Source organism: Nonomuraea sp. NPDC050556 (assembly GCF_044457355.1).
Taxonomy (GTDB): Bacteria; Actinomycetota; Actinomycetes; order Streptosporangiales; family Streptosporangiaceae; genus Nonomuraea.
In genome coordinates this window covers 976,431-999,624 of the sequence record NZ_JBITGU010000004.1, presented here as the reverse complement: position 1 = coordinate 999,624, position 23,194 = coordinate 976,431, and the positions used below count along the sequence as shown (strand labels likewise).

At 69.1% G+C, this 23,194-nt stretch carries 15 protein-coding genes; 7 read left to right on the top strand and 8 right to left on the bottom strand.

Features of this window, described 5'->3' with window-relative positions; translation table 11 throughout:
• Nucleotides 1–2 precede the first annotated feature (2 nt).
• From ACIBG8_RS41615 to ACIBG8_RS41595, 5 genes are read right to left on the bottom strand one after another with little or no spacing between them, the layout of a single operon-like run.
• Nucleotides 3–3,296 (bottom strand): CHAT domain-containing protein, encoded by a 3,294-nt coding sequence (locus ACIBG8_RS41615; protein ID WP_397348734.1) that lies wholly within the window; start codon nt 3,294–3,296, stop codon nt 3–5.
• Complete coding sequence (locus ACIBG8_RS41610; RefSeq protein ID WP_397348733.1) at nt 3,293–3,715, bottom strand: FHA domain-containing protein; 423 nt, start codon at nt 3,713–3,715, stop codon at nt 3,293–3,295. Before ACIBG8_RS41610 ends, ACIBG8_RS41615 begins: the two co-directional genes overlap by 4 nt.
• Nucleotides 3,712–5,568 carry an AAA family ATPase gene (locus ACIBG8_RS41605; RefSeq protein ID WP_397348732.1) on the bottom strand — a complete coding sequence of 619 codons (1,857 nt, stop codon included), beginning with the start codon at nt 5,566–5,568 and terminating at the stop codon, nt 3,712–3,714. Before ACIBG8_RS41605 ends, ACIBG8_RS41610 begins: the two co-directional genes overlap by 4 nt.
• Nucleotides 5,565–7,052: a hypothetical protein gene (locus tag ACIBG8_RS41600; protein WP_397348731.1), complete on the bottom strand. Its 1,488-nt coding sequence runs from the start codon at nt 7,050–7,052 to the stop codon at nt 5,565–5,567. The genes ACIBG8_RS41605 and ACIBG8_RS41600 overlap by 4 nt, the downstream gene beginning before the upstream one ends.
• Nucleotides 7,049–9,187 carry a protein kinase gene (locus tag ACIBG8_RS41595; protein WP_397348730.1) on the bottom strand — a complete coding sequence of 713 codons (2,139 nt, stop codon included), beginning with the start codon at nt 9,185–9,187 and terminating at the stop codon, nt 7,049–7,051. Before ACIBG8_RS41595 ends, ACIBG8_RS41600 begins: the two co-directional genes overlap by 4 nt.
• A 160-nt stretch (nt 9,188–9,347) precedes the next feature.
• Here ACIBG8_RS41595 and ACIBG8_RS41590 point away from each other — a divergent pair, with 160 nt between their 5' ends.
• From ACIBG8_RS41590 to ACIBG8_RS41575, 4 genes are read left to right on the top strand one after another with little or no spacing between them, the layout of a single operon-like run.
• Nucleotides 9,348–9,977 carry a hypothetical protein gene (locus ACIBG8_RS41590; protein ID WP_397348729.1) on the top strand — a complete coding sequence of 210 codons (630 nt, stop codon included), beginning with the start codon at nt 9,348–9,350 and terminating at the stop codon, nt 9,975–9,977.
• A gap of 13 nt (nt 9,978–9,990) precedes the next feature.
• Complete coding sequence (locus tag ACIBG8_RS41585) at nt 9,991–10,728, top strand: hypothetical protein (protein ID WP_397348728.1); 738 nt, start codon at nt 9,991–9,993, stop codon at nt 10,726–10,728.
• A 31-nt stretch (nt 10,729–10,759) separates the two neighbouring features.
• Nucleotides 10,760–12,049, top strand: a complete 1,290-nt coding sequence (locus tag ACIBG8_RS41580; RefSeq protein WP_397348727.1) for a hypothetical protein — start codon at nt 10,760–10,762, stop codon at nt 12,047–12,049.
• A complete protein-coding gene (locus ACIBG8_RS41575; RefSeq protein WP_397348726.1) occupies nt 12,046–12,690 on the top strand; it encodes a 4Fe-4S single cluster domain-containing protein in 645 nt (214 codons plus the stop codon). Before ACIBG8_RS41580 ends, ACIBG8_RS41575 begins: the two co-directional genes overlap by 4 nt.
• A gap of 6 nt (nt 12,691–12,696) precedes the next feature.
• On the opposite strand, the gene ACIBG8_RS41570 is transcribed toward ACIBG8_RS41575, so the two are convergent.
• From ACIBG8_RS41570 to ACIBG8_RS41560, 3 genes are all read right to left on the bottom strand, one after another.
• Nucleotides 12,697–14,424, bottom strand: a complete 1,728-nt coding sequence (locus ACIBG8_RS41570) for a hypothetical protein (RefSeq protein WP_397348725.1) — start codon at nt 14,422–14,424, stop codon at nt 12,697–12,699.
• A gap of 449 nt (nt 14,425–14,873) precedes the next feature.
• Entirely contained in the window at nt 14,874–16,064 is a 1,191-nt protein-coding gene (locus ACIBG8_RS41565; RefSeq protein WP_397348724.1) for a cytochrome P450, read from the bottom strand.
• Between the two features lie 772 nt (nt 16,065–16,836).
• A complete protein-coding gene (locus ACIBG8_RS41560; protein WP_397348723.1) occupies nt 16,837–19,980 on the bottom strand; it encodes a glycosyl hydrolase family 95 catalytic domain-containing protein in 3,144 nt (1,047 codons plus the stop codon).
• Nucleotides 19,981–20,321: 341 nt separating this feature from the next.
• On the opposite strand from ACIBG8_RS41560, the gene ACIBG8_RS41555 reads away from it, so the two are divergent.
• The 3 genes from ACIBG8_RS41555 to ACIBG8_RS41545 are packed head-to-tail and all read left to right on the top strand — an operon-like array spanning nt 20,322 to nt 23,181.
• Complete coding sequence (locus tag ACIBG8_RS41555) at nt 20,322–21,167, top strand: fumarylacetoacetate hydrolase family protein (protein ID WP_397348721.1); 846 nt, start codon at nt 20,322–20,324, stop codon at nt 21,165–21,167.
• Entirely contained in the window at nt 21,164–22,450 is a 1,287-nt protein-coding gene (locus tag ACIBG8_RS41550) for an L-fuconate dehydratase (protein WP_397348720.1), read from the top strand. The genes ACIBG8_RS41555 and ACIBG8_RS41550 overlap by 4 nt, the downstream gene beginning before the upstream one ends.
• The gene (locus ACIBG8_RS41545; RefSeq protein WP_397348719.1) at nt 22,447–23,181 is read left to right on the top strand and encodes an SDR family NAD(P)-dependent oxidoreductase; all 735 of its coding nucleotides are present in this window, start codon (nt 22,447–22,449) and stop codon (nt 23,179–23,181) included. The genes ACIBG8_RS41550 and ACIBG8_RS41545 overlap by 4 nt, the downstream gene beginning before the upstream one ends.
• Nucleotides 23,182–23,194 lie beyond the last annotated feature (13 nt).

The window sequence follows — 23,194 nt, the reverse complement described above, 5'->3', positions numbered from 1 at the left end:
TTTCACATCCCCTGATGAGTGAAGGCGGCCCATGCGTGTACCTCGGTCAGGTCCACTTCTTCCAGGTCCTCGCGCAGCCGTGCGGGCATCTCGTCCGGGTAGGTGCGATCTGCGTCCAGCATCCACAGCTGCGCGAGCCTCAGTGCGTCGGCCGGCGGCTCGGTGAGCAGAAAGCGGTGGAACATGAACATCAGGCCGGCCGTCCGCAGGTCGCTGACCTGCCATCGGCTGCCGACCACGGTCGCCGCCCCCGCAGCCAGGAACGCGGTGGCCAGGGTGAGCGCTTCGTCGTGCGCTTCGACGGTCCGGTCGGACCAGCAGGAGGACAGCACGACCAACCCGCCTGGCGCGTCCGGAGGGCGGCCGAGCCCTTGTCGTACCACCTCACTGATCTCGAGCCGCTCGTACGACTCCTTGGACCGGTGGGAGGCGGCGAGCTTCAGGAATGACCGCTCGGGGCTCTCTCCCGTCCACGCGTGGCAGGCCAGGTGAAGGAGCGAGGCGCCGAGCCGGTCGCGGGACGGCAGGTGCGCCAGCACGTCGTCGGGGCGCCCAGGGCCGGCCGCGTCCTGTTGCGCGGGGCCGTACACGCGGGCGAACGGATAGTGCGCGGCGCGAAGCGCGCGGACCTCCGCGTCCGCGTTCAGCAGGTCCCAGGTGGGATTCGCGACCAGCACCGCGTCCGCGTCGGGCGGGCGCGGGGATCGCCTGGCGACGTCCGCGAGCTGGCGACCGGAGGCGATGAAGGAGATGACGGCGTCCTGACAGGCGTGCCGCCCGTCCCATCGTGCGGCGTGCCAGGGGATCGAGCCGAGCGCGTCCAGGGCGACCAGCACTAGGCGAGGAGGTCTCCCGTCCGACCATGTGCGTGCTGTCTTGAGGAGGGGAGCCATGACCGTGGCGCCTGCCCAGTCACACAGCGCCTCGCGGTCGTCCGGTGTTGGCGGCCCGTTGTCAGCCACAGCCAGTCTCTCCAAGCAGCCGCCGGACCGCAGCACGAGCAGGTGAGCCACCGATCCCTCCCCGTTCGGTATGAGGTAGACCAGCGCGTCCATGTCCACGGCGCGGAGCGCCGCTGCCATGGTCGCGGGCGACGGCGCGGGCAACGCGCGATGTCCCGCGCGATCGAGCTCGACGAGTACCCGGTGCCGTAGGTCGCTGGGGATCGGCGCACTGCCGGCCGACATGAGCAGGTCGATCAGCTCGCCGTGTTCGCGCCGCTCCAGCGTGTGCCAGGGGATGGTCAGTCCGCCATTGCTGTGCTGCCACTGGTCGGCCAGCCGATGATGTCCCGCGGCGCGTAGCACGTCAGGGACGTTCGCGGCGGCTGTGGCGGCGTTGAGAACGAGCCCGCGCCCGCGTTCGAGGGCGATCAGCGCGCTCACATCGTCGCCGAGCTCCTGGCACCAGCCAGCCACCTCGCGGGCGAACTCGGCGATCCCTCGCGCGACGGCCAGGCCGTGCTCGGCACCGGTCTGCAGCAGCACCTCCTCCTCGAACGCGGCAAGCGACCTCAGGCCGGTCTCCACGGCCAGGAGGGTGTCGCCGGCCGCACCGCGCTTGTGGAGGGTGACGGCCAGATCGCGCAGTAACCCACCAGAGCTCGGATTGGCCGCATCCGCGCTGACGAGGTCCGCCGCGGCGGTGAGCGCGTCCACCGCCTCGTTCAGGCAGTCGGGCTCGTCGGTGAGATCGTGCATGCTGACCAGGGCGTTGCCCAGGCCACGATGCAGGCGGACCTGTTCCCCCGGCAGGTAGCCGGGATTGCCGGCTGCCGTCCGAAGGAGCGCGACGCCCTCGGCCATCGTGGTCCTGTCCTGGTCGAGCGCGCCGACCAGCAGTGCGGCGAGCCCGCCCGCGGCGATCATGCTGGCCTGGCCGCCTGAGACGGGGGTGCCGCGTCGTGCCGCCTCCGTCACCAGCTTGGCGCCCTTCCTGACCTCGTCCATGTCGCCGCTGGCCGAGCCACGCATCGCCATCGCGGTTCCGAGGCCGTTGAGGAGCCTGCTGTGCAGCAGATGCCCGTCCGGAAGTCCCGCGACGGCCTCGGCGAGGTCGGTGATCGCCAGGCCCAGCCGATCGACGTCGGGGGGACCGTGCAGGGTGCGGAGAAGCCCGGACAGCCCGCGGATGACCAGGAGATCCCTGCCGCCCGGCTGGTCCAGGTCGGTGACGGCCTGTAAGTGCTCGCGGGCCAGCCGTAGATAGACGTCGGCCGCCTCGGTGTTCTCCAGACCACCCCGGCGCAGCCATTCGTCGCTCAGGGTCGCGCCGAGCATCGCCAGTGCCACCGGCCACATCTCGTGATCCTGGTCGATCTGCCCGGCCGCGCTCGCCAGGTCGTCGATGGCCGGGCTGTACGCCTCGTGGTCACCGTCGCGGTAGGCGATCAGGAGGCGGGCCATCCCGACGAGGAACCGGTTGGAGGGGACGTCCTCCGGCAGGTCGAGCACCAGGTCCGCGAGTCGCCGCGCCTCATCGATGTCCGCGGGGTCGGAGGTGGTCACCGCGCGCGTCAGCGTGATGCCCGCCGTCCTGCGCAGCGACTGCGACCACAGCGGGTGATCCCGGTGCGGGCCGAAATCCGTCCAGGCGCTCGTCATGATCGTGGCAGCCGCCGCCAGATCTGCCGCGCAGCCGCTGGTCTCGCCACGTTTCGCGAGATCGACCGCCAGCTCGGCGAGGACCATCGGGCGGAGCAGATGCCCCTCTCCCAGTGCGCTCAGCGGGCCGTCCAGCTCCGCGAGGACGGTGTCGGCCGGCAGGCCCGCCTCGATGCCCGCTGACGCCTTCGACCAGGCGGCGAGCGCCGCCAGTTCGGTATGGCCGGCGTTCCCGGGTGTCACCTGGGACAACGCCTGGCCGAGCAGCTCGGACATGGAGGCAGGGTCGAATGTGGAGTCCGCGGTTTCGAGCAGGCATGCCATCGCGGTCAGCAGCACGGCGAAGGATCGCACCTGCTCCGGCAGGTCATCGCTGCCGTCCACGCCGCGTGCCAGGCTCGCGCGGGCCCGCAGCAGGTCGGACCGTACACGTTCGTCCGTCAGGTCGGCCACGGAAGGGGGCTTCTCGAACAGCTCCGCGATGCTGAGAGACGGGCCGAGCGGGATGTGGACCACCCGCAGCATGAGCATGATGCCGAGGATGAGATGGGCGACCGGCGCGAACCTGTCAGGCAGGTCCTCCGTGGCGGCGATCTTCTCGAATCGCTCGATGACCCGGTCACGCTCCTCCGGCGTACCTCCGTGCGAGATGTAGGCGAGGGCCAGGGAGAGATCTTCCGCGTACGGGCTCACAGGTCGTCCCCTGTCTCGATGGTCACGGTGGCGGACAGCTTGCGCGAGAACCGCAGCGTGCATCCGTCGTCGAGGGTGATCGAGCGACCTTTGGCGATCGGCGTGGAACCGACGTAGGTGAGGTTGCGCGAGTCGCTCTCCACCATCACCCACGCCGTGCCGCCCGTCCGGAACCCCACGGTGGCGTGCCTGCGTGACACCTTGGCGAACTCCTGCAGCCACTCGGCGTGGTCGGACCAGTCGGGGTCGCGTCCGAAACGCACCTCGTCGCCTGGCGCGATCTCCACCGTGACGCCGTTGGCGAACGCCACTCTCAGGACGGACGTCCCCGCCTCCACGAGGACGGAGTGATCCCTGCGGCACTTCGTGATCGAGTCGTCGTCGGTGACGAACGAGCAGCGCGGGCATTTCCGCCTCATGACAGCACCAGGGTGTAGGTGCCGTCCTCGGCTTTGAGCCCGACGACGCGGCACGAGGAGCCCGCGGCGACGTTGCCATCGAAGAGCGCGCGGCCGAGCGGGTTGATGAAACAGGACTCCAGCGTGTTGCCCACGCCCCGTCCGCCGTTGAGCAGGATCTCGTCGGTGGTGCAGATCTTGCGCAGGGCGAGTTCGACGGCGGGGTCCACCGTCACCTCCACGCGCTGGGTGTCGCGCACGCGCTGGATGACGTTTTCCAGCTGGATGTCGAAGATCTCCGACGCCACGCCCTTGTCGATGGAGCGGAACACCACGATGTTGTCTCCGAAGCGGTTGAGCAGTTCCGGGCGGCCGAGCTCGATCAGGAAGTGCTCCTTGATGGCCGCGCTCACCTTGCGGTTCATCTCGAGATACGAGTCGTCCGGGCCGATGCTCTTGATCTTGCGCCTGCCCGTCGGATCTGCCGGGTCGGGGATCATGATGCCGAGGTTGGAGGTGAAGACCAGGACGCACTCGGAGAAGTACGTGGTGACGCCCTGGCCGTCGGTGAGCCGGCCGTCTTCGAGGATCTGGAGGAACTTGTCGAGGATCTTTGGATGCGCCTTGTCGATCTCGTCGAACAGAATGACGCGGAACGGATCCCGCCGGACCGCGCCGGTCAGCTCTCCACCCGCCTCGTACCCGACGTAGCCAGGTGGCGCGCCGATGAGACGATCAGCGGACTGCTCGGCGGAGAACTCGCTCATGTCGAAACGCAACGGCTCGGTTCCCCGGCCGAACAGCACCACGGCGATCCCCTTGGCCAGCTCGGTCTTGCCGACGCCCGTCGGCCCGGCGAAGAAGAGCGCGCCGCGTGGCCGGGTCGCCGTCGACGTCGCCTGCGCGCCCGACAGACCCAGTGCGGCCCGCTTGAGTATGTCCAGCGTCTTCGTGACGGCCTCCACCTGGCCGCGCACCCGCCGGGGGATCGCCGTCTCACCCTCCTTGATGAGCCCATGCAGGTGATCACGGCGCCAGGGGTTCCTCTCGACGCCGAACTTGTAGACGCGGATCGCCTCCGCGAGCCCGTCGACGCCGGTGCCACGGTCCTGGGCGAGGATCCGCACTTCCTGGATGGCGCTGAGCGTCATGCCGTCGGTCTGCTCTGCGTACGTCTTGACGATCTCAGCGGCCTTCGGGTCGTCGTCGGGCATTCCCAGAGCGCTCGCCTCAAGGGCCGCAGCGCGCATGCGCAGCTCGAAGTCGGGGATGGGGATGCCGACAGAGCGGATGCGTTCGTTGCCGAGAAGCATCCAGGGCGGAAGGTCGCGTTCACCGTCGACCAGCCATATGACCGGGTTGAACAGATCGTGCGCTCCGGAGACAGGTTGCGCCAGGTGAGACAGCTTCTCGGCGAAACGGAAGAAGGCGCGCTCCTCCTGCCCCGGCTTGGCCGGGTCGGCAGCGATGCGCGAGGCGTAGTCGACGACGACGGCTGCCCTGCGCGCCGGGTTGGGACCGGCCACAGCGTGCAGGATCGGCACCAGATCCGTCAGCTTGTACGGCTTGCCGAAGGAGACGTCCCTGAGCCACTCCGAGGCGGCCTTCTGGGCGGCGGCCTGCGCAGGGGCGGTGTCGGCGTCCACCCGCAGCGACTGGTCCGCCGTGTCGTACACGAGGACGCAGTCGTATCCCCGGGTGCTCATCGCCGCCCGGAGCGCCGGTATCACCGGCAGCAGCGCAGGGCCAGGTTCGCCGGGCGGGGTGAACAGGAACTTGTCGCGGATGTTGCCGTGCAGCACGTACTGCGAATGGACCGGCAGGGTGCCGCACACCTCGCGAAGGAAGTGGGGGCAGTCATGAGGGAGAGTCACGGCGCTTTCCTTTGCTTCCTGGCGACCTTCGCGGATTCCTCATCCGCGTCGGCGGTGGCGTCGAAACTGATGGAGATGTCCGCTGCGGGTTCGAGGCTCACGGACACCCCCGCCTGCGACAGCGACCCCTCTACCGGCGCGTAGCGTTCGCGCCAGTCGGTGACACGCTCAGGGTTGTCCTCCCTGGCTCCGTGAACCGTGCGGAGGGCGGCCGACAGCTGCATCCGATCGTCGATGTCGAACTCCACGTAGAACCCGCGCCAGTCGCGGTGCGCGCCGCGGATGGCTCCAGAGCTGGTGGTGTCGACGTCGAACCCCTGGTCGCTCAGCACATCGCGGGTGGTCGCGAGGACATGGGCCCGTTCGCGCGCGAGCTCGAGGTCGGCGAGCGCCTGCCCCGCCCAGGCCCGCAGATCGTCTCCGAGCACGGAGCGGCCGTCCCGCACCGCGCGAAGCCGTTCGATCAGGGTGTCGGGGCCGCTGGGCTCGTCGGCGATGTCCTGAGAGTCGAGGGCCTCCAGGTATCCGGCCGCCAGGTGCGCGTCCTCCACGGCTCTCTTCGCCTGCCTGACCTTCTCTCGAAGCTCGACCAGCCAGGCCCGCTCGCGGCCGGTGGCCGCGGCGGCCCGCGCCTTGGCCGCCATGCGCAGCGCGTCCGCGTGGTACTGGTCGCCGGCCCCGCTGGGGAGCTCGTCCATGGCCGCGAGGATCTCGGCGTCCACGTTGGCCATGAGCTGCGCCGTACGCCCGCTCCCGGACTGCGCGGAGCTTCCCGACATGGAGACGTCGACGACGGCTGCGGCGGCTACCAACTCTGGAGGCTGGGAGAGGCGAAGCAGGCGCAGGGCGCGGCGGCGGCGCTCCGCCGCGATCACGCTGTCGAGTTTGGCCAGATCCTCATCGACGCTACGGCACCAGGCGATCAGGCGCTCCACGGTCGAGCCTCCGACGGCGCACGGTTCCGGCAGCGGCAGGTCAGGCCCCGCGCCGCCGCCCAGGGACCCGCGCAGCGCGGCGATCCGCGCGTTGCGCCTCGTCACCTCGGTGACGGCGGATATCCACAGCTCATCGGCCTCGTCGCTGCAGATGGGCCGGGCACGATCGCGCTCGATCGAGTCCGCCAGGTCGACGAGCCCGTCGACGGCCGCCCCAGCCAGGCGCGCGGCGCCGTAGGTCACCAGGAGGGCGGCGGCTCCGACGGCGATGGGCGTGATGACGGCGGTGGCGACGCTCAGCCCGGTGTGCGCACCCGCCGCGCCCGCTGCGGCCCCCGCCTTCGCCGCGACCGCGCCCGCCCCTGCCTTGGCTCCCGTCACACCCAGCACGTTGTTCGCAGCCATGTGCGCGAGCGCCTGCATGTGGGCCTGGTGGGCCGCTTGGGCCGCCGCGGCCTTGGCGGCCGCGGCGGCTGCGGCCTTGGCGGCAGCCGCCTGCGCCGGAGTCACCAGGTTGAACGAGGCGACACCTGCTTTCCACGAGCTCATGTCGATGCTCCTAACGTTTCGCCTCGGCTGCCCTCGCGGGCCTGGAAACGGCGGGCGCGCAGCACCAGCCATGTCATGTGCCCGGCGATCGCGGCGGCCGGCACCAGTACAGGTGCCAGCGCGAGCGCGCCGGCGAGAGCCAGAGCGGCCACGCAGATCGACAGGAGGGCGAGCCACTTGCGCCCGCGCATCGGATGGACCACCAGGCTGCCCGCTGCGATCATCGTGCTGGCCAGCGAATACCACGGGTGATACTGCCGCCCGAGCCTCGCGGCGAACGGCACCTCCGTGGCAACCACGATGAGCACGCACAGGGCCGCCCAGAGCCACGACTGGGTGACCGATTCGGGCGGCGCCATGCCGATCAGGTCGCTGATGGTCAGCGCGACCACGAACGCCACCGCGGGCACGGCGACCGCGAGCGCCGCCCACCCGAGCGCGGTGGACCGCTGCGTCCGGTTCAGCCACCTGCGCAGGGCTCTGCGGCGTTGGTCGTCGAGGTAGTCCGCCCAGACGCGATGGCGCTCGTCGGCGGCCTCGCGGGCGGAGTGGGCCAGGAGAGCGGCCGCGAGCGTCTCCACAGGGCCTGCCTCGGCGTCCCAGTCGTACCAGGGCAGGCGCACCCTCATGGCGAGCAGGGTGCTCCGGGTCGAAGCCGCCACGGATCGGAGCTCGGCGATGCGGCTTCGCGGCTCGCAGGTCAGCAGGAGCAGTTCGGCCAGCACGTCACGCCGGTCGAGGCCGTCCACGGGGGCTCCGGCGTGCCGCAGCCGGCTCACGACCTCGCGCCACCGCACCTCGTTGGCACGCCAACGCGCGTCGTAGTCGGCCAGCCCCGCTCCACCCGCGAATCGATCCAGGACGGTCAGCAGCCGATGCCGCCACAGATCCATGAGGATCCTGCTGGCCAGACCGTCCGGGTCGCGGACCGCGATACCGGCCAGCCCAGGAAGGTGCTCCGGCGCGAGCGCGACCGCACGATAGGAAGGCGGGCTGTCCGGGTTGATGGCCCTGATCACGTAGAGCTGGTGGACGTCCGGCGGGCCGTGGTGGCGCCGGATGACGTCGGGGTCGGACCCGGGGAACTGGCTGAGCCAGTCGAGCAGCTCCTCCTCGTGATCCTGCGTCCACACGATGCCCGCCGCCCAGTTGAGAGCCAGGCGGGCGGCAAGGTCGGCCGGACTGAAATAGGAGATCCCGGCGAACTCCAGGGGGCGGACCTCGGGCGTGACCTGCTCGCGGACCAGGATCGGAGGGTCCCCGGCCAGCCAGTCGCGGACGGCCTTCTCCTTCCACCGGTGGACCGGGTTGTTCAGCAGGAGCCCCTGGCACAACATCCGCACATCAGGGTCGGCGATGGCCCGCACGTCGATCGTCCCGCTCACGACCTGCGTCTTGTACGCCATGGGGGAGACGGCCAGCGGATGCTCGCCGAGAGCCAGCTCGGCGATGCTGATGCCGAGCGACCACCAGTCGTCGGCCGGCGAGACCAGGCCCGCGAGGGCCTCCGGCGACATGTACACGACGGTGCCCGACCTGCTGGAGGTCTGGCGGGTGTGCTCGGTGTCGCGGCGCGCTATCCCGAAGTCGGTCAGCGCGACGCATAGCGGTGATCTGGTGCGTACCAGGATGTTGTCCGGCTTGATGTCTCGATGCTTGACGTGGTTCGCGTGCAACTGGCCGAGGGCCTCGGCGCACTGCTGGGCGATCAGCCGGATCAGGTCGGTGGGCAGGCCGTGCCGATGTTCCTCCATCAGGTCGCGCAGGCTGCCGTGCGGCAGGTATTCGCTGACCTCCCACTGGGGTCCGGTGCCGTTGTCCCTGTCGTAGGGCTTGACGACGTGCGCGCTGGTGACGCGATCGAGCCCGGCGTAGACCTCCTGCCTGTTCGGCGATCTGGCGTTGTAGACCTTGAGAACCACGGTCTGGCCGTCGAGATCCCGCACGCGGTAGACGAGGGCCTCTCCGGATTCCGACGAGAGCAGTTCCGGGTCGCTGAAGCGGGCGGCCAGCTCGGGGGGCAGCGCGTCTGTAGCGGAGGGCCGTTCCGTGCGACCCGAGTCGGTGGCGGTCTCGGCGACGGTCGGCGCCGGTGGCGGATCGTCGGGCTCGGTGGGGTCGGGAGGGCGCTTCACGGGGTCGATTCTGTGTCCGCAGGCGTCCGTGCGCGATGTGGTGAATTGCGTTAGTTGGACGTAATTCCCGAGATGTAACCACCGCCACTCAAGGGCATCGTGTGACGTACCAATGAGGTGGGATCCGGTCTTTCTCCATGATTGTCATAGAGGCGGGCAAATGGCTAGAAGTGAGTCCATTCGCGGCGACATCCGTGCGGCGCGCCTGACGGTATTCCAGCGTCGTCGGGCAGCCAGGAACGGTCGCGCCGACGGTCGTCACGCGATTCCGCAGATACCTTCCGACCTCACTCTGTACGGCGAAGCGCCCGTCACCGGCTATCTCCGTCAACTCGACTTCCAGGCCGGGCGCGCCTCCAAGCAACTGCAGGCCTACCTGCGCCGCGTGGGCACGCAGGAAGTGGTCCGCATCCACGGCCTGGCCCGTACCGTCGTTGCCGCCCACGAGAGGCGGGGAAGGATCAGCGCGGGCGAGGCCGCCCGCTTCCGCATGGCCCACAGCCGGTGGCTCGCCCAGGTCGAGCAGTGCCGGCGCAAGGCGCAGGCCGTGGTCGACGCGGCGAACCAGGAACAGCAGGAGTACTGGGTCCACGTGGTCAGGCACCACGAGGGCATGAGGGGCGGTGGCGCACGGCCGCCCTTCCGACCCCCCGATGCGATCGTGCTCGACCCCATCTGGGACAAGCCTGACCCGCTCCTGTTCCTCCGCGCCGACAAGGACGACGACCTGAACGCGGCGGAGCCGATCCGGGACATCACCCGAGCCCTCGAACTCCTCAACGGCATCTAGCTCAGGAGCGCTCATGAACGCGATCACCCGAGGGGTCGTGGCCGCGGCGGCGGCCCTTCCCCTCATGGCCCTGCCCGCCTGCGGCGGTGACGAGGACAACCCCCAGTGGACCACGCCCTGTGCGGTCGTCCTCGACGGGTCGGGCTCGGGCACGAAACTCGACGTCGAAGGTCTGATGAAGGAGCGGCTCGGCGAGTTCCTCGTCGACAAGCACTGCGGTGCCGTCGCCTTCGCGCCCATCACGGGTTCCTCCGGGTCGTCGAAGTGCGACATCGACAGCGTCGTCCTCGACCAGGCTCACCAGCCGGGGGACGACGTCGCCGCGAACCGTGCGGACGCGCTCGACGTCGCGCTGGAGGGTGCGGCCACGATGCTCGCCTGCGCGCAGAAGGACGAGTACAAGGCTTCGGACATCCTCGGCGGGATCGACCGCGCCGTAGGCGGGCGACCACCGGGCGACGGCGTGTACGAGATGCTCGTGATCAGCGACTTCGCCCAGACGGACGCGACGATGAACCTCTACAAGGAGAAGCTCGACGACAAGCAGCGTAGGGAAGAACTGATCGCCGAGCTCAAGGCGGACGCGCGCGTCCCCAACCTGAGCGGGACGCAGATCACCGCATACGGCTTCGGCAAGGGGTTCTCCAAGGTGCCCGGCCGGACAAACCTGCTGCTTGCCTTCTGGAACGAGCTGATTACCGGTGCGGGCGGGCCCGTCCTCGATCTCCGCGGCCAGAAGCTCGACCAGTAATGCCATCGCACCATCGGAGGGAGACACCACCATGTTCGGACGTCCACCCCGTTCCGCGGGGCGCTTCGGCTGGTTGATCCGCCAGGCGAGGAAGGCCGGTCGCGTGTCCGGCAAGTCGGGCAAGTTTGACGAGTGGTCGCTGGCGGACGGCCTCGAGGTCCCGTACATGACGATGCTCGACGAGCAGAGAAAGGAGGCGCTGTCTCGCCGCGGGGCACAGTACATCGAGGACAGAGAGGGGCTGCGCGCAGCCAACGCGACCCACCACCGCGAGGTGGCCGCCTCCAGCCACGAGATCGCCCTGGCCCAGGAGCGCATCACGTCGGCTGGTGCGTTCATGGACCGGGCACTCGTCCAGATGGACCGGGTCGCCGCGCGTGAGGCCGCTGTCCAGGACGACCTGGACAGCGGCCGCCGTGCAAAACGGGCCAAGGGCGAGCCGGAGCGTCCTGCCGACCTTCCGGCCGACGCCGTCTCAGGCTCAGGGGTGAGCATCGTCCACCCCGACCTGACCAGCAGCGATCCTGAGGTCGGCGAGCCGAAGTGGGAGGGGCCGCTGGGCAAGCAGATGTCGGCCAGGCTCAAGTACGCGCTCCTCGGCCTGCTCGTTATGGTCGAGGTTCCGGTTCAATTGAAGATCTTCGAGTTCTTCGAACCCATCTGGTGGCGGGCGGCGATCTTCGCATTCCCCGTGGCCGCGGTCATGTGCTTCCTTCCGCACATGTCAGGGGTTCTGTACCGGCGCAGGCGAGCGACAGGTGCGGACGGTCTCGGCTGGGTGCTGGGCCTCGTCGCGCTGGGTCCGTGGATAGCCCTGGCCATCCTCCTCGGCGACCTGCGGCGCAGGGTGCTCATGCCGATGGCGGCCACGGCCTCGAAGGTTTCTGGCGCCGAGGCCGTCAATCCACTCAGGGGCCGGTCGCGCCACACGACGATCGAGCAGCTCGGGCTCACCCCGGTCACGGTCAGCGTGATGTTCGCGATGCTGCTCCTCCTCGCGGGGGCCTTGGCGTTCCTGCTCGGCATCGCGGAGGACCACCCGATGGTGTCCGCGTACCGGGGCGCCGCCGAGCGTCAGCGCGAGGAGGCGGACCGGCTGCGCGCCGGGCGCACGGGGGCGGAAACCGCGCAGCGCCAGATCGACGAGTTCGACGAGAAGGTCGAGAGCCAGCGCGAACGCCACGAGCACCTGTCCGCCGAGATCAACAGCGCCTACGCCGCCGCTGCCGCGGCCTACACCGATGCGGTCACCGAAGTGGTGGCACGTCCTGCCGTGACAGAGGCCGCCAGCATCCCGGACGCCAGCCGGAGGACCCGATGAACGATCTACGGGTGAGCCGCGTCCACTTCCCCGTGACCGCGCTCGGACCGGGGACCAGGCTGACGATCTGGACGCAGGGATGCCCCCTGGCGTGCCGCGGGTGCATGTCACGTGACACCTGGGATCCGTCCGGCGGCGCGGCGATCGCGATCAAGGATCTGGAGACCGGCTGGCTCCGGGCGGCCGCCAGAGGAGCGACGGGGCTCACCGTCTCGGGCGGTGAGCCCTTGACCCAGCCTGCCGCGCTGGCCGTCCTCCTCGCCCGGGTGCGCGCCGTCAGCCCCGCGGCCGACATCCTCCTGTACACCGGCTACGAACCGGCGGAGCTGAACGGCGTGCAGGAGGAGGCCGCTGCGCTCGCGGACGTGCTCATCGTCGGCAGGTACGAGGCTTCTCTCCCCACCCGGTTGATCTGGCGCGGCTCGGCCAACCAGCGCATGATCCTGCAGACCCCGCTCGGACGGGCGCGTTACGCGGCCCACGAGCACGAGGAGGTGCAGCGGACGCCGATGCAGGCCGTCGTCAAGGAGTCGGGCGAGATCCTGCTCATCGGCGTGCCGCCCCCAGGTTCTTTGGGCAAGATCGAGCGCGAGTTGCGCAGCCGGGGCATAAGGCTGAACAACGCGTCGCAGCGGTCCTGACCCGCGTCACCAGGTGTCGATACCCAGGATGCGGCGCAACCGGGTCATTTCCTCTGAGATCTCCAATTCGGGGTCGAGAGGCCACGCGTAGGATGCGGGAAGGTCGTGAAGCAGGTCCACGGCTTCCTTGTCGAGGCCCGCCCGATGGGCGAGACGCGCCAGGCCCAGGATGGCGGCCACCCGTATCGGATGCGTGGGATCGAGGGCGGGGTTCCCGACGACCCAGCGGTAGTCGCGTTCCGCTTCCGCGTTGGAGTTGCGGGCTTCATGGCATTCGGCCTGCTCCAGACGGGTCGCCGCGATCGACGGGTGCCAGCGGAACAACCGGCCGTCGGCGACGCGTCGCGCCTCGCTGTCGCTGACGGCGCGAAGTTCCTCGTGGGCCGCCTCCAGGTTGCCGCCGTGTCGCAGGAGCTGTGCGGACGCTCGCCCGAAGCGCTCGAAGAGCTGGTCCTCCTGCTCGATCCCCTTCCAGCCGAGAGCCTCTTCCCGGTAGGAGACGAGCGTCCTGTGCGAGTTCTTCGCCAGGGCGTATCGGATGAGCATGTCGAAGGTGAGCCTGGCGGAGATCTTGTGCGCGTACCAGGACCAGTTGACCGCGAGGGGCGCGAGGTGAGCCGCCGCCCGGTCAGGCCGTACGAGATCGAACTCGCAGGCCGCCAGTTCGGTCAGCTTCTCGAGGCCGAACGCTCCGAAGCTGCGCTGGTCGGCATCATGGAGCAGCCGCAGAGCGGCGCCCGGCCGTCCGGTCAGCCTCAGGGCCTTGGCGTGGGTGAGAAGGTCCTTGGCCTGGTTGTCGGTTCCCCGGCTCTCCTCGCGCAGCCGGGCGGCCAGGCGCTCCGCACGGGTCACGTAGCCGTGCTCGAGGTAGGCGATCACCCGAACTCCCTCGGTGAGCCTCATGCGGCGATCGCGCATCGGTCCTGTGTCCTGGCCGCGTAGCCGCAGCGCCTCCTTGACCTCGCGCAGGGCTCGATCGGGTCTGCCGCTGCGCGCCGAGAGTTCGGCCAGGTTGGACAGCGCTCGCGCGATCCGCGGATCGTCCTCGCCCAGGTGCTGTCGAGCCGCGAACTCCGACTCCGACAGCAGGGCGCCTGCCCTGTCCCAGTCGCCGAACCACAGGGCCGCCAGTCCGGCGCGGCTCAGCGAGTCGGAGTGCTCAGCCCAGTTGCCAGCGGTGGCGGCCTGCTCTGCTGCGGTTACGTATGTCGCGATGGTGGCGGACATGTCCCTGCAGCCGAACATGCTTCGGGCCAGCCGGGCGACCGGTGACTCGATCGAGTGCGCGACCTGTCCTTCCCGCACGTCGCGTTCCGCCCGCTCGCGCTGCTCCGCCGCCGGACCGGTACGCCCGACGATGCACTGGTAGAACCAGTAGCCCCAGAGGGCGTCCGCTCGTACCGTCATCCCGTTCGCCCGATGCACGGTCGTGCGCACGATGAGGTCGGACAGCTGATCGGCGTCCTGGCGCAGCTCGCCCGGGGTCAGGACGAGAAGGGGGTGGTAGGCAGCCTCCATGACGGGGGTCAGCCAGTCCGAGAACACCCCGCACCATCCCGACCTGGCGGCGCGGATGATCGGGCTGATCCGCTCGTGCTGGTCCAGCGGCCCGCTCGCGTCAGAGGCGGCTTCTGGTACGGCGAGCAGTACGGCGTGGAACAGGTCGCGATCGGCCTCCAGGAAGGCGATCAGGCGCTCGATGGACTCGGTCATCAGCGTCCTGGCGTCGATCACCCACTCCGCCGGAGGGGCGGGGGAGGAGGGGATGGGGAGGCCGCCCGTGCCGCCCGCGTCGGGCTGCCAGGAGGCCCATCCTGCGAGCAGCGCCGCGCAGGCCTTCTGGCCGACTCTCTTACGTACCCAGTCGACGCCGCGGCCGCTTCCGGCCGCGGGCCTCCCACGGCCGCGAGCGATGTCGACGTGACGACCGATATCAGATAGATCTACCCTTTTGTAGCCGCTTTCCCGGAAAGCTGATGCGGCGGCGTGGCCGATATCGAGTAGAACGTCATTCGCCAATTCGTCACCCCGTTAATGAGATCGGGTGTTTGCACAAGCTATGACGAATGAACGAACGACTTCGTTGCCACTATTTTGGCAGCAACCGGACAATGTCCAGAAATTAGCCCGATTCTGACCAGGTACGAGAAATCCAGGTTTATGCCCTTTAATGGTGATCTGGGCTAGAGCTGGACGGGGAGCTCCTTGATGCCGTTGATGAAGTTGCTGCGGAGGCGGCGGGCCGCGCCGGTCTGGGTGAGGGTGGGGTAGCGGCGGGCCAGCTGTTCGAAGAGGATGCGCAACTCCAGCTTGGCCAGGTGGTTGCCGAGGCAGAAGTGGGCGCCACCGCCGCCGAAACCGATGTGGGGGTTCGGGTCGCGGGCGATGTCGAAGACCTCGGGGTTGGCGAAGACGTCCGGGTCGCGGTTGGCGGAGCTGTAGAAGACCACGACCTTGTCGTTCTCGCGGATCTGCTGCCCGCCGAGCTCCAGGTCGGCAGTGGCGGTACGACGGAAGAGGTTGACCGGCGACACCCACCGGACGATCTCGTCGGCCGCGGTCTGGGCCAGCGACGGGTCGTCGACCAGGCGTTTCCACTGCTCGGGGTGGTCGAAGAGGGCGAGCATGCCGCCGGAGGCCGCGTTGCGGGTGGTCTCGTTTCCGGCGACCACGAGCAGCAGGACGAACAGGTCGAACTCGCTCTCGTCGAGCGTTTCGCCCTTCTCGTCGGGCTGGATGAGCTTGCTGACGATGTCGTCGCGGGGGTTGGCGCGGCGTTGGGCGGCGAGCTGGTTGGCGTAGGCGTACACCTCCGCGGCCGCCGCGCCGCCCTCTTCCGGGTTGTCGGCGTAGTCGGGGTCCTGGGCGCCGATCATCTTGTTGGACCAGGTGAAGACCTTCTCGCGGTCCTCTACGGGGGCGCCGAGGAGTTCGCAGATGACGTAGAGGGGGAGGGGGGCGGCGATCTCGGTGACGAAGTCGACCTCGCCTGAGCAGTTGTCCAGCAGGTCATCGCAGATGTCGCGGATGTGCTGTTCCAGGGCGCTGATCGTGCGCGGGGTGAAGCCGCGGTTGACGAGGGAGCGGCGGCGGGTGTGCTCCGGGGGGTCCTGGTTGAGCATCATGAGGCGCTGGAGCTCGCGCTGCTCCTCGGGCATCTCGTTGAAGAGGGCGAGCTTGCGTGAGGAGGAGAAGAGCTCGGAGTGGCGGGAGATGTGGACGACGTCCTGGTGTTTGGTGACGGCCCAGAAGTCGGGGTCGCCTTGGGTGCCTTGGTGGCGATAGACGGGGCTGTGGGCTCGGAGCCAGGCGAGCTGCTCGTGCGGGGGTCCGAGGGTCGCGTAGTGGTCCTGGTCGACGAGGTCGATGCGCATGTGGCCCACCTGACTTGATCAAGCGCTTGGTAGGACTTGTTTCTGAAACGTGTTCTATTACGCATCGGCGGGGGGAGTCAAGTGCGCATCCGTACGGCTGGCGCGCTGCGGTGGCGCGCGTGGCGGATGGGGCACCGGGCTCCACCGCACACACGACCCGCCGACGCGGCGCCTGGAGGGCGCGCCCGACGAGGGTGGCCTGTGGAGGGCGCCCAGGCGAGGACGTGGAGGATGCTGGTGGTGGTGGCGGCGGCGGTGCGGGGTGCGGTGGCGTGGGTGGGGGATGGGCGCCGGGCTCCGCTGTGCGGATGGCCCGCCGACGCGGCGCCTCGAAGGCGCGGGCCTGGGCTGGGGGCGGACACCGGGGGTGGGCCTCTGGAGGGGCTGGCGGCGGGTGGCGGCACCTGAAGGGCCGCACGGTCTCGGGAGGGTGGCGGGTGTGGGGTGGGCGCCGGACTCCACCGCACGCATGGCCTGCCGATGCGGCGCCTTGAAGGCGCGGGCCTGGGCTGGGGCGGGCACCCGGGTGGGGTGGGCGCCGGGTTGCGTCGTTCGGATGGCCCGCGGACGCGGCGCCCCAGGGCGCGCCCGAGTGGTGGGCGCGCCGGGCTGCGGCGGTGGGGTGTTGGAGGGGCCGTGGGTGGATGGCTGAGGGGCGGTAGGAAGGCCCTGCGGGTGGGTGGAGGGAAGGCCCTGCGGGTGGGTGGTGGAGGGGCTGTGGGGTGAGGGGTGGAGGGGCTGTGGGAGGGCTCCCGGGGGTGGGGTTGGGGGGTCAGAAGGCTAGGGATTCCCAGGTGGGGATCTCTTTGGGGGACAGGGCTCTTGCGAAGATGGCCAGGCGGGTCACGCCGCCGGTCAGGCGTTGGCCGCCGTTTTGGTCGGCGGCGAACTGCAACGGTCTGGGGGTGCAGCTGATGATGCCGTCTGTTGTTACCTGGCCGCCGCCGCCAGGCTTGCCGTCGATGTAGACGGTTACCGCGCCGTCGCGTTGCAGCGTCACCACCAAGGAGATGAAACGGGCTGTGGGGATGGTGGCGGAGGTGGTGATGTTGAGGCCGCCGCCGATGAAGCGCAGGTTCCCCGAAGGTGTCAGGTCGAGCAGGATGCCTGAAGTGCCGGGGTTACCGGGTTCTTGGGAGTCGAAAAGGCGTCTATATCCGGATCCGGTCGCCTTTACTTGGGCGGCGAAGGTGGCCTCCGGGAGGAAGCCGAGTGTTGTCGGGGCTGTTTTCAGGTAGCTGCCGTTCAGGATCAGGCCGTCTTCGTCGTAGGCCGGGGTGCCGATGATGGTGGCGTCGCGGCCGTTTCCTGACAGGTCGGGGACAACCGGACCGGCGCTCGGAGCCCAGGCGGCCAGGGGTTTCGTGGCCGAGGGGACGAAGCAGGGAGGTATCGAAAGGGTGGCGCTGCCTGACCCTGACCATGCGTCGCCTGTGGCGGTCGCGGTGATTCTGGCCAGCCGTGTTCCGTCGGAGGAGGGGGCGGATGTGACGGTGAAGGAGACCGTGCGGGAGCGACCCCCTGGCGCACCGGGCACGTGCTGCGAAACAGGAGCAGAAGTCCACCCCGTGGGCAACGTCAGCGTCACGTCGGAGGCGGGCACCGCCCGGCCGCCCGTCGACGCGACCGTCACCTCGACGGGAAACACGGACCCGGCCTCGGCAGGGGCCTGGACGGTCACTGCGGACTCGCCGACCACCCGATAGGCCTGCCCCGCGACGGCGGTGAAGGTCACGTCGGACCCGGATCGGGTGTGCACGACGGGACGTCCGTCAGCGTCCACCAACCGGTACCGACCGTTGAAGATCTTGTTCCGTACGGTCACCGCCCCGGAAGACCCCGTGTGCAACACGATCTCGGACGCCGTCCCGGCCCTCCACGAAACGTCCACGGTCACGTTGCCCCGAGCCCGGAGCCCCGCATAAGACCCAGCCCCCCAAGCAGAAGGCAAAGCGGGCAGCACGTCCACCACCCCGGACTGCGACTGCAGCAACATCTCCGCCATCCCCGACGTCGCCCCGAAGTTGCCGTCGATCTGGAACGGTGGGTGCGTGTCCCACAGGTTGTCCAGCGTCGACGACCGAAGCTGCTCGCCCAGCATCTTCAGCGCATGATCCCCGTCCAGCAGCCGAGCCCAGAAGTTGATCTTCCAGGCCTTCGACCACCCAGTGCCCCCATCGCCACGCGCGCCGAGCGACACCCGAGCGGCCGCAGACAAAGCAGATCCCGGCACGATCTGGTTGCCCGGATGTAGCGCGAAAAGGTGGGAAACGTGGCGGTGGTCGTCGGTCGCCGAGTCCCAGTCCGTCTTCCACTCCTGCAACTGCCCCCACGACCCCACCCGCAGCCCGGGATCCAGCCTGGCCAGCGCCGCACGCACCTCGGGCTCGTCCTCCCCGAGCGCCGAAGCGGCCGAGAGCACGTTCGTGAACAGGTCGAAGACGATCTGCTGCGACATCGACGCCCCAGCAGAGAAGTCACCGTGCTCGGGCGAGTAACTCGGCGAGACCACCAGCTTCCCGTCACGCGGGTCGACGTGCAGGTTGTCCACCCAGAACAGCGCCGCCTCCCGCATGGCCGGATAGACGTCGCGCAAGCGCGCAAGATCCCCGCTGAACCGGTACGACTCGTACAACTGCTGCGTCAGCCAGGCCGCAGCCTCGGGGAACCAGAACGCCGTCGACCAGTCGTGCACGCCGGTGAATCCGAACGGGTTCGTCTCGTTGTGCACCACCCACCCGCGCGAGCCGAACATCTCCCGAGCGGTCTTCCGCCCCGGCGCGACCATGGCCTTCACGTACTCGGTGTACGGCGTGACCGTCTCGGCCAGGTTGGTCTGCTCCGCCAGCCAGTAGTTCATCTGCAGGTTGATGTTGACGTGATAGTCGGCCGACCAGGGCGGGTTGTTCGAGTTGTTCCACACCCCTTGCAGGTTCGCCGGAAGCGACCCCTCCCGCGAGGACGCGATCAGCAGATACCGCCCATAGGCAAAGAACAGCACCTCAAGCGCGCGAGAAGCCCCCTTGCGCAGCAACTGGTCCGTGGGCACAGCGGACGCCTGCTGCCCGAGGTCGAGCCGTACCCGGTCGAAAAGCCCCTTGTAGTCGGCCAGATGCGCGGCCATCAGCCCCGAGTACCCCAGCGCGGCCGCGGCGGAGACGGCAGCGGTGACCCGCGCGTGCGGATCGGCCCCCCGGTAGGTCGGGTAGCTGTCGGCGTAGTCCGTGCCCGCCGACATCACGAACACCGCGCTGTCCGCGCCGCTCACCGTGATCCGGTCGGAGCCATCCGTACGGCTGCCGCCAGAAACGATCACCTGGATCTGCGCCTCGTACCGCAGGCCGTTGTCGGCGAGAACCCCGGCCAGGGTCAGCCGCCCGTCGGAGACGGAGACGCGGGACGAGGACGTGCGCAGCGTGAAGGAGATCCTGCCGGGGGACGAAGCCGTCAGCCGTCCGACGATCACGTTGCCCGGGTGGCTGGCGAAGTACTCGCGCGTGTAGTCGACCCCGTCGGCCGTGTAGCCGACCCGGGCGACGGCCTCGCGCAGGGACAGGGAACGCCGGTACCCGGTGACCGAGGTGTGCCCGGTGTCGAGGAACACGTCGCCGAAGTTCTGGAAGGCGCCGAAGCCGCTCTTGGGCTGCCCCAGCACGCGGGCCACGGCGTCGGGCGACATCCTGCCGTCCCGGTCGATCTGCGCCTGGACCGACGCGATCGCGCCGGGACGCGGGGACTTCCAGTTGCCGAAGTCGTAGCCGCGCGAGCCGGGACCGCCGGTCCACAGGGACTTCTCGTTGAACTGGAGCTGGTCGGTCGCCACCCCGCCGAACACCTTGGCGCCCAGGGCGCCGTTGCCGATGGGCAGCGCCTGCGTCTCCCAGTTCGTGGCCGGCTTGTCGTACCAGAGCGTCAAGTCATCGGGTGTCTGGGTGGCATGTGCAGACGTGGGAACTCCAATCACCGCTGCTAACAGCGACAAAGCTACCGCTATGCGGGCGCGAAGCACTAGAGACCTCCGATGAGGGCCACACAGAGCCCGGACGTAACAACTCCGATGTTTCCAGCAACCTGCTGTCCACAACCTGAACCAAGCCATCGGATCGATCCATGGACTTTTGCAACCGATTGCAGGACTGAAGGGCGTATTTCGAGGTCACGGATCGGATGTATAGACGGACGAGGACTTGACAGGTCGCCGAGAGCGCTCCAGCATCAGGGGCTGAGACATCCGATGTATGAGCTAAGGATGCGGTTGTGAAGCTGCTGCGAGTAGGACCTGTCGGCAAGGAGCGACCGGTGGTGATGGACGCCGCCGGTAACCTGCGCGACATCGGAGAGCCCGAGATCGACGGTGCTTTCCTCGCTTCCGGGGGAGTGGCGCGCGTCCGCGACGCGCTGGAGAACGGCACGCTGCCGATCATCGAGACCGACGGGCTGCGTATCGGCGCCCCCGTCGCGCGTCCCGGCAAGATCGTGTGCATCGGGCTCAACTACAGCGACCACGCCGAGGAGACGGGCGCCACGCCGCCCCCCGAGCCCGTCGTCTTCATGAAGGCCGCCAACACGCTGGTCGGTCCGTACGACGAGGTGCTCGTTCCCAGGAACAGCGTGAAGACCGACTGGGAGGTGGAGCTGGCGGTCGTCATCGGCGAGACCTGCCGCTACCTCGACAGCCGCGAGGAAGCCCTCGCCAGGATCGCCGGATATGCGATCTCCAACGACGTCTCCGAGCGTGAGTTCCAGCTGGAGCGCGCCGGTCAGTGGGACAAGGGCAAGTCGTGCGAGACGTTCAACCCGATGGGCCCCTGGCTGGTGACCGCCGACGAGATCGGCGACCCGCAGGACCTCGGCATGCGCCTGTGGGTCAACGGCGAGCTGCGCCAGAACGGCAGCAGCAAGAACATGATCTTCGACATCGCCGAGATCGTGCGCTACCTGAGCTGGTTCATGGTGCTGGAGCCGGGTGACGTGATCAACACCGGTACCCCGGCCGGAGTCGCGATGGGCCTGCCGGGCCAGCCGTACCTCCGTGCGAACGACGTCATGGAGCTGGAGATCGACGGGCTGGGCAGGCAGCGGCAGACGGTGGGGCAAGCATGACCTACAAGATCACTGAGATGGCCACGCACGACATCCGTTTCCCCACCTCGCTGGAGCTGGACGGCTCCGACGCGATGAACCCCGACCCCGACTACTCCGCCGCCTACGTCGTGCTCAAGACCGACGACGGCTTCGAGGGGCACGGGTTCGCCTTCACCATCGGGCGCGGCAACGACATCCAGACCAAGGCGATCACCGCGCTGGAGCCGTACGTGCTCGGCCGCGACGTCGAGGACCTGGGCGCGCTGTACAAGGAGATGGTCTACGACTCCCAGCTGCGCTGGCTCGGCCCGGAGAAGGGCGTCATGCACATGGCGATCTCCGCCGTGGTCAACGCCCTGTGGGACCTCAAGGCCAAGCGCGCGGGCAAGCCGTTGTGGTTACTGCTCGCGGAGATGACGCCGGAGCAGATCGTCGACCTGATCGACTTCCGCTACCTCAGCGACGCCCTCACGCCGGAACAGGCCCTGGAAATCCTGAAAAATCAGGATGGGACGAAGCAGGAAAGGATCAAGACGCTCAAGGCGCAGGGATACCCGGCCTACACCACGTCGCCCGGCTGGCTCGGCTACGACGACGACAAGCTGAGAAGGCTCTGCAAGGAAGCGCTCGACCAGGGCTTCCAGCAGATCAAGCTCAAGGTCGGCGCCGACCTCCAGGACGACATCCGCCGCTTCGCCACCGCCCGCGAGGTCTGCGGCCCCGACTTCCCGATCGCCATCGACGCCAACCAGCGCTGGGACGTCGACTCCGCCATCTCCTGGGTCAACGCGCTCAGGCAGTTCACCCCGCACTGGGTCGAGGAGCCGACCAGCCCCGACGACGTGCTCGGCCACGCCGCGATCGCCGAGGGCATCAGGCCCATCCCGGTCGCCACCGGCGAGCACGTGCAGAACCGCATCGTCTTCAAGCAGCTGCTCCAGGCGGGGGCCATCTCCTACCTGCAGCTCGACTCCGCCCGCGTCGGCGGCGTCAACGAGAACATCGCGATCCTGCTGCTCGCCGCCCGCTTCGGCATCCCGGTCTGCCCGCACGCGGGCGGCGTCGGCCTGTGCGAGCTGGTGCAGCACCTGTCGATGTTCGACTACGTCGCGGTCAGCGGCACGATGGACGGCCGCGTGATCGAGTACGTCGACCACCTGCACGAGCACTTCGTCGACCCCGTCGTGATCGACAACGGCCGCTACATGGCCCCGGCGGCTCCAGGCTTCAGCGCGGAGATGCGCCCAGAGTCGATCGCCGCGCACCTCTATCCCAACGGCGAAGTCTGGAGGAACGGATGACCCTGAAAGCGATTGTCACGGGTGGCGGTTCCGGGATCGGCCTGGCCACCGCGACCCTCCTGCACGAGCGCGGCATGACCGTTGCCTGCCTGGACATCAACCCGCCGGGCGACCCGTTCGTCGGCGTCAAGTGCGACGTCACGGACGACGACCAGGTCCGTACGGCTGTCGCCGAGGCGGCCGAGCGCCTGGGCGGCATCGACGTGCTCGTCAACAACGCCGGCATCGGCGCGGCGGGCACCGTCGAGGACAACCCGGACGCCGAATGGCAGAAGGTCTTCGACGTCAACGTGTTCGGCATGGTCAGGGTGACCCGGGCGGCTCTGCCGTACCTGAGGAGGTCGGAGCACGCGGCGATCGTCAACACCTGCTCGATCGCCGCGACCGCCGGGCTGCCGCAGCGGGCGCTCTACAGCGCGACCAAGGGCGCGGTGCAGTCGCTCACCCTGGCGATGGCCGCCGACCACGTCCGCGAGGGCATCAGGGTCAACTGCGTCAACCCCGGCACCGCGGACACCCCGTGGGTGGCGAGGTTGCTCCAAGCGGCCGACGACCCGGAGGCGGAGCGCAAGGCGCTGAACGCCAGGCAGCCCATGGGCCGCCTGGTCAGCGCGGAAGAGGTGGCCGCCGCGATCGCCTACCTGGCGAGCCCCGAGGCGGGCGCCACCACCGGAACCGCACTCGCGGTCGACGGTGGCATGCAGGGACTGCGGCTGCGTCCCACCAACTAGGAAGGTACCCCCC

Coding starts and splice junctions, on each gene's coding strand:
- ACIBG8_RS41600 (WP_397348731.1), bottom strand. CDS start 7,052: ATGAGCTCGTGGAAAGCAGGTGTCGCCTCGTTCAACCTGGTGACTCCG.
- ACIBG8_RS41575 (WP_397348726.1), top strand. CDS start 12,046: ATGAACGATCTACGGGTGAGCCGCGTCCACTTCCCCGTGACCGCGCTC.
- ACIBG8_RS41590 (WP_397348729.1), top strand. CDS start 9,348: ATGGCTAGAAGTGAGTCCATTCGCGGCGACATCCGTGCGGCGCGCCTG.
- ACIBG8_RS41610 (WP_397348733.1), bottom strand. CDS start 3,715: ATGAGGCGGAAATGCCCGCGCTGCTCGTTCGTCACCGACGACGACTCG.
- ACIBG8_RS41580 (WP_397348727.1), top strand. CDS start 10,760: ATGTTCGGACGTCCACCCCGTTCCGCGGGGCGCTTCGGCTGGTTGATC.
- ACIBG8_RS41550 (WP_397348720.1), top strand. CDS start 21,164: ATGACCTACAAGATCACTGAGATGGCCACGCACGACATCCGTTTCCCC.
- ACIBG8_RS41565 (WP_397348724.1), bottom strand. CDS start 16,064: ATGCGCATCGACCTCGTCGACCAGGACCACTACGCGACCCTCGGACCC.
- ACIBG8_RS41585 (WP_397348728.1), top strand. CDS start 9,991: ATGAACGCGATCACCCGAGGGGTCGTGGCCGCGGCGGCGGCCCTTCCC.
- ACIBG8_RS41545 (WP_397348719.1), top strand. CDS start 22,447: ATGACCCTGAAAGCGATTGTCACGGGTGGCGGTTCCGGGATCGGCCTG.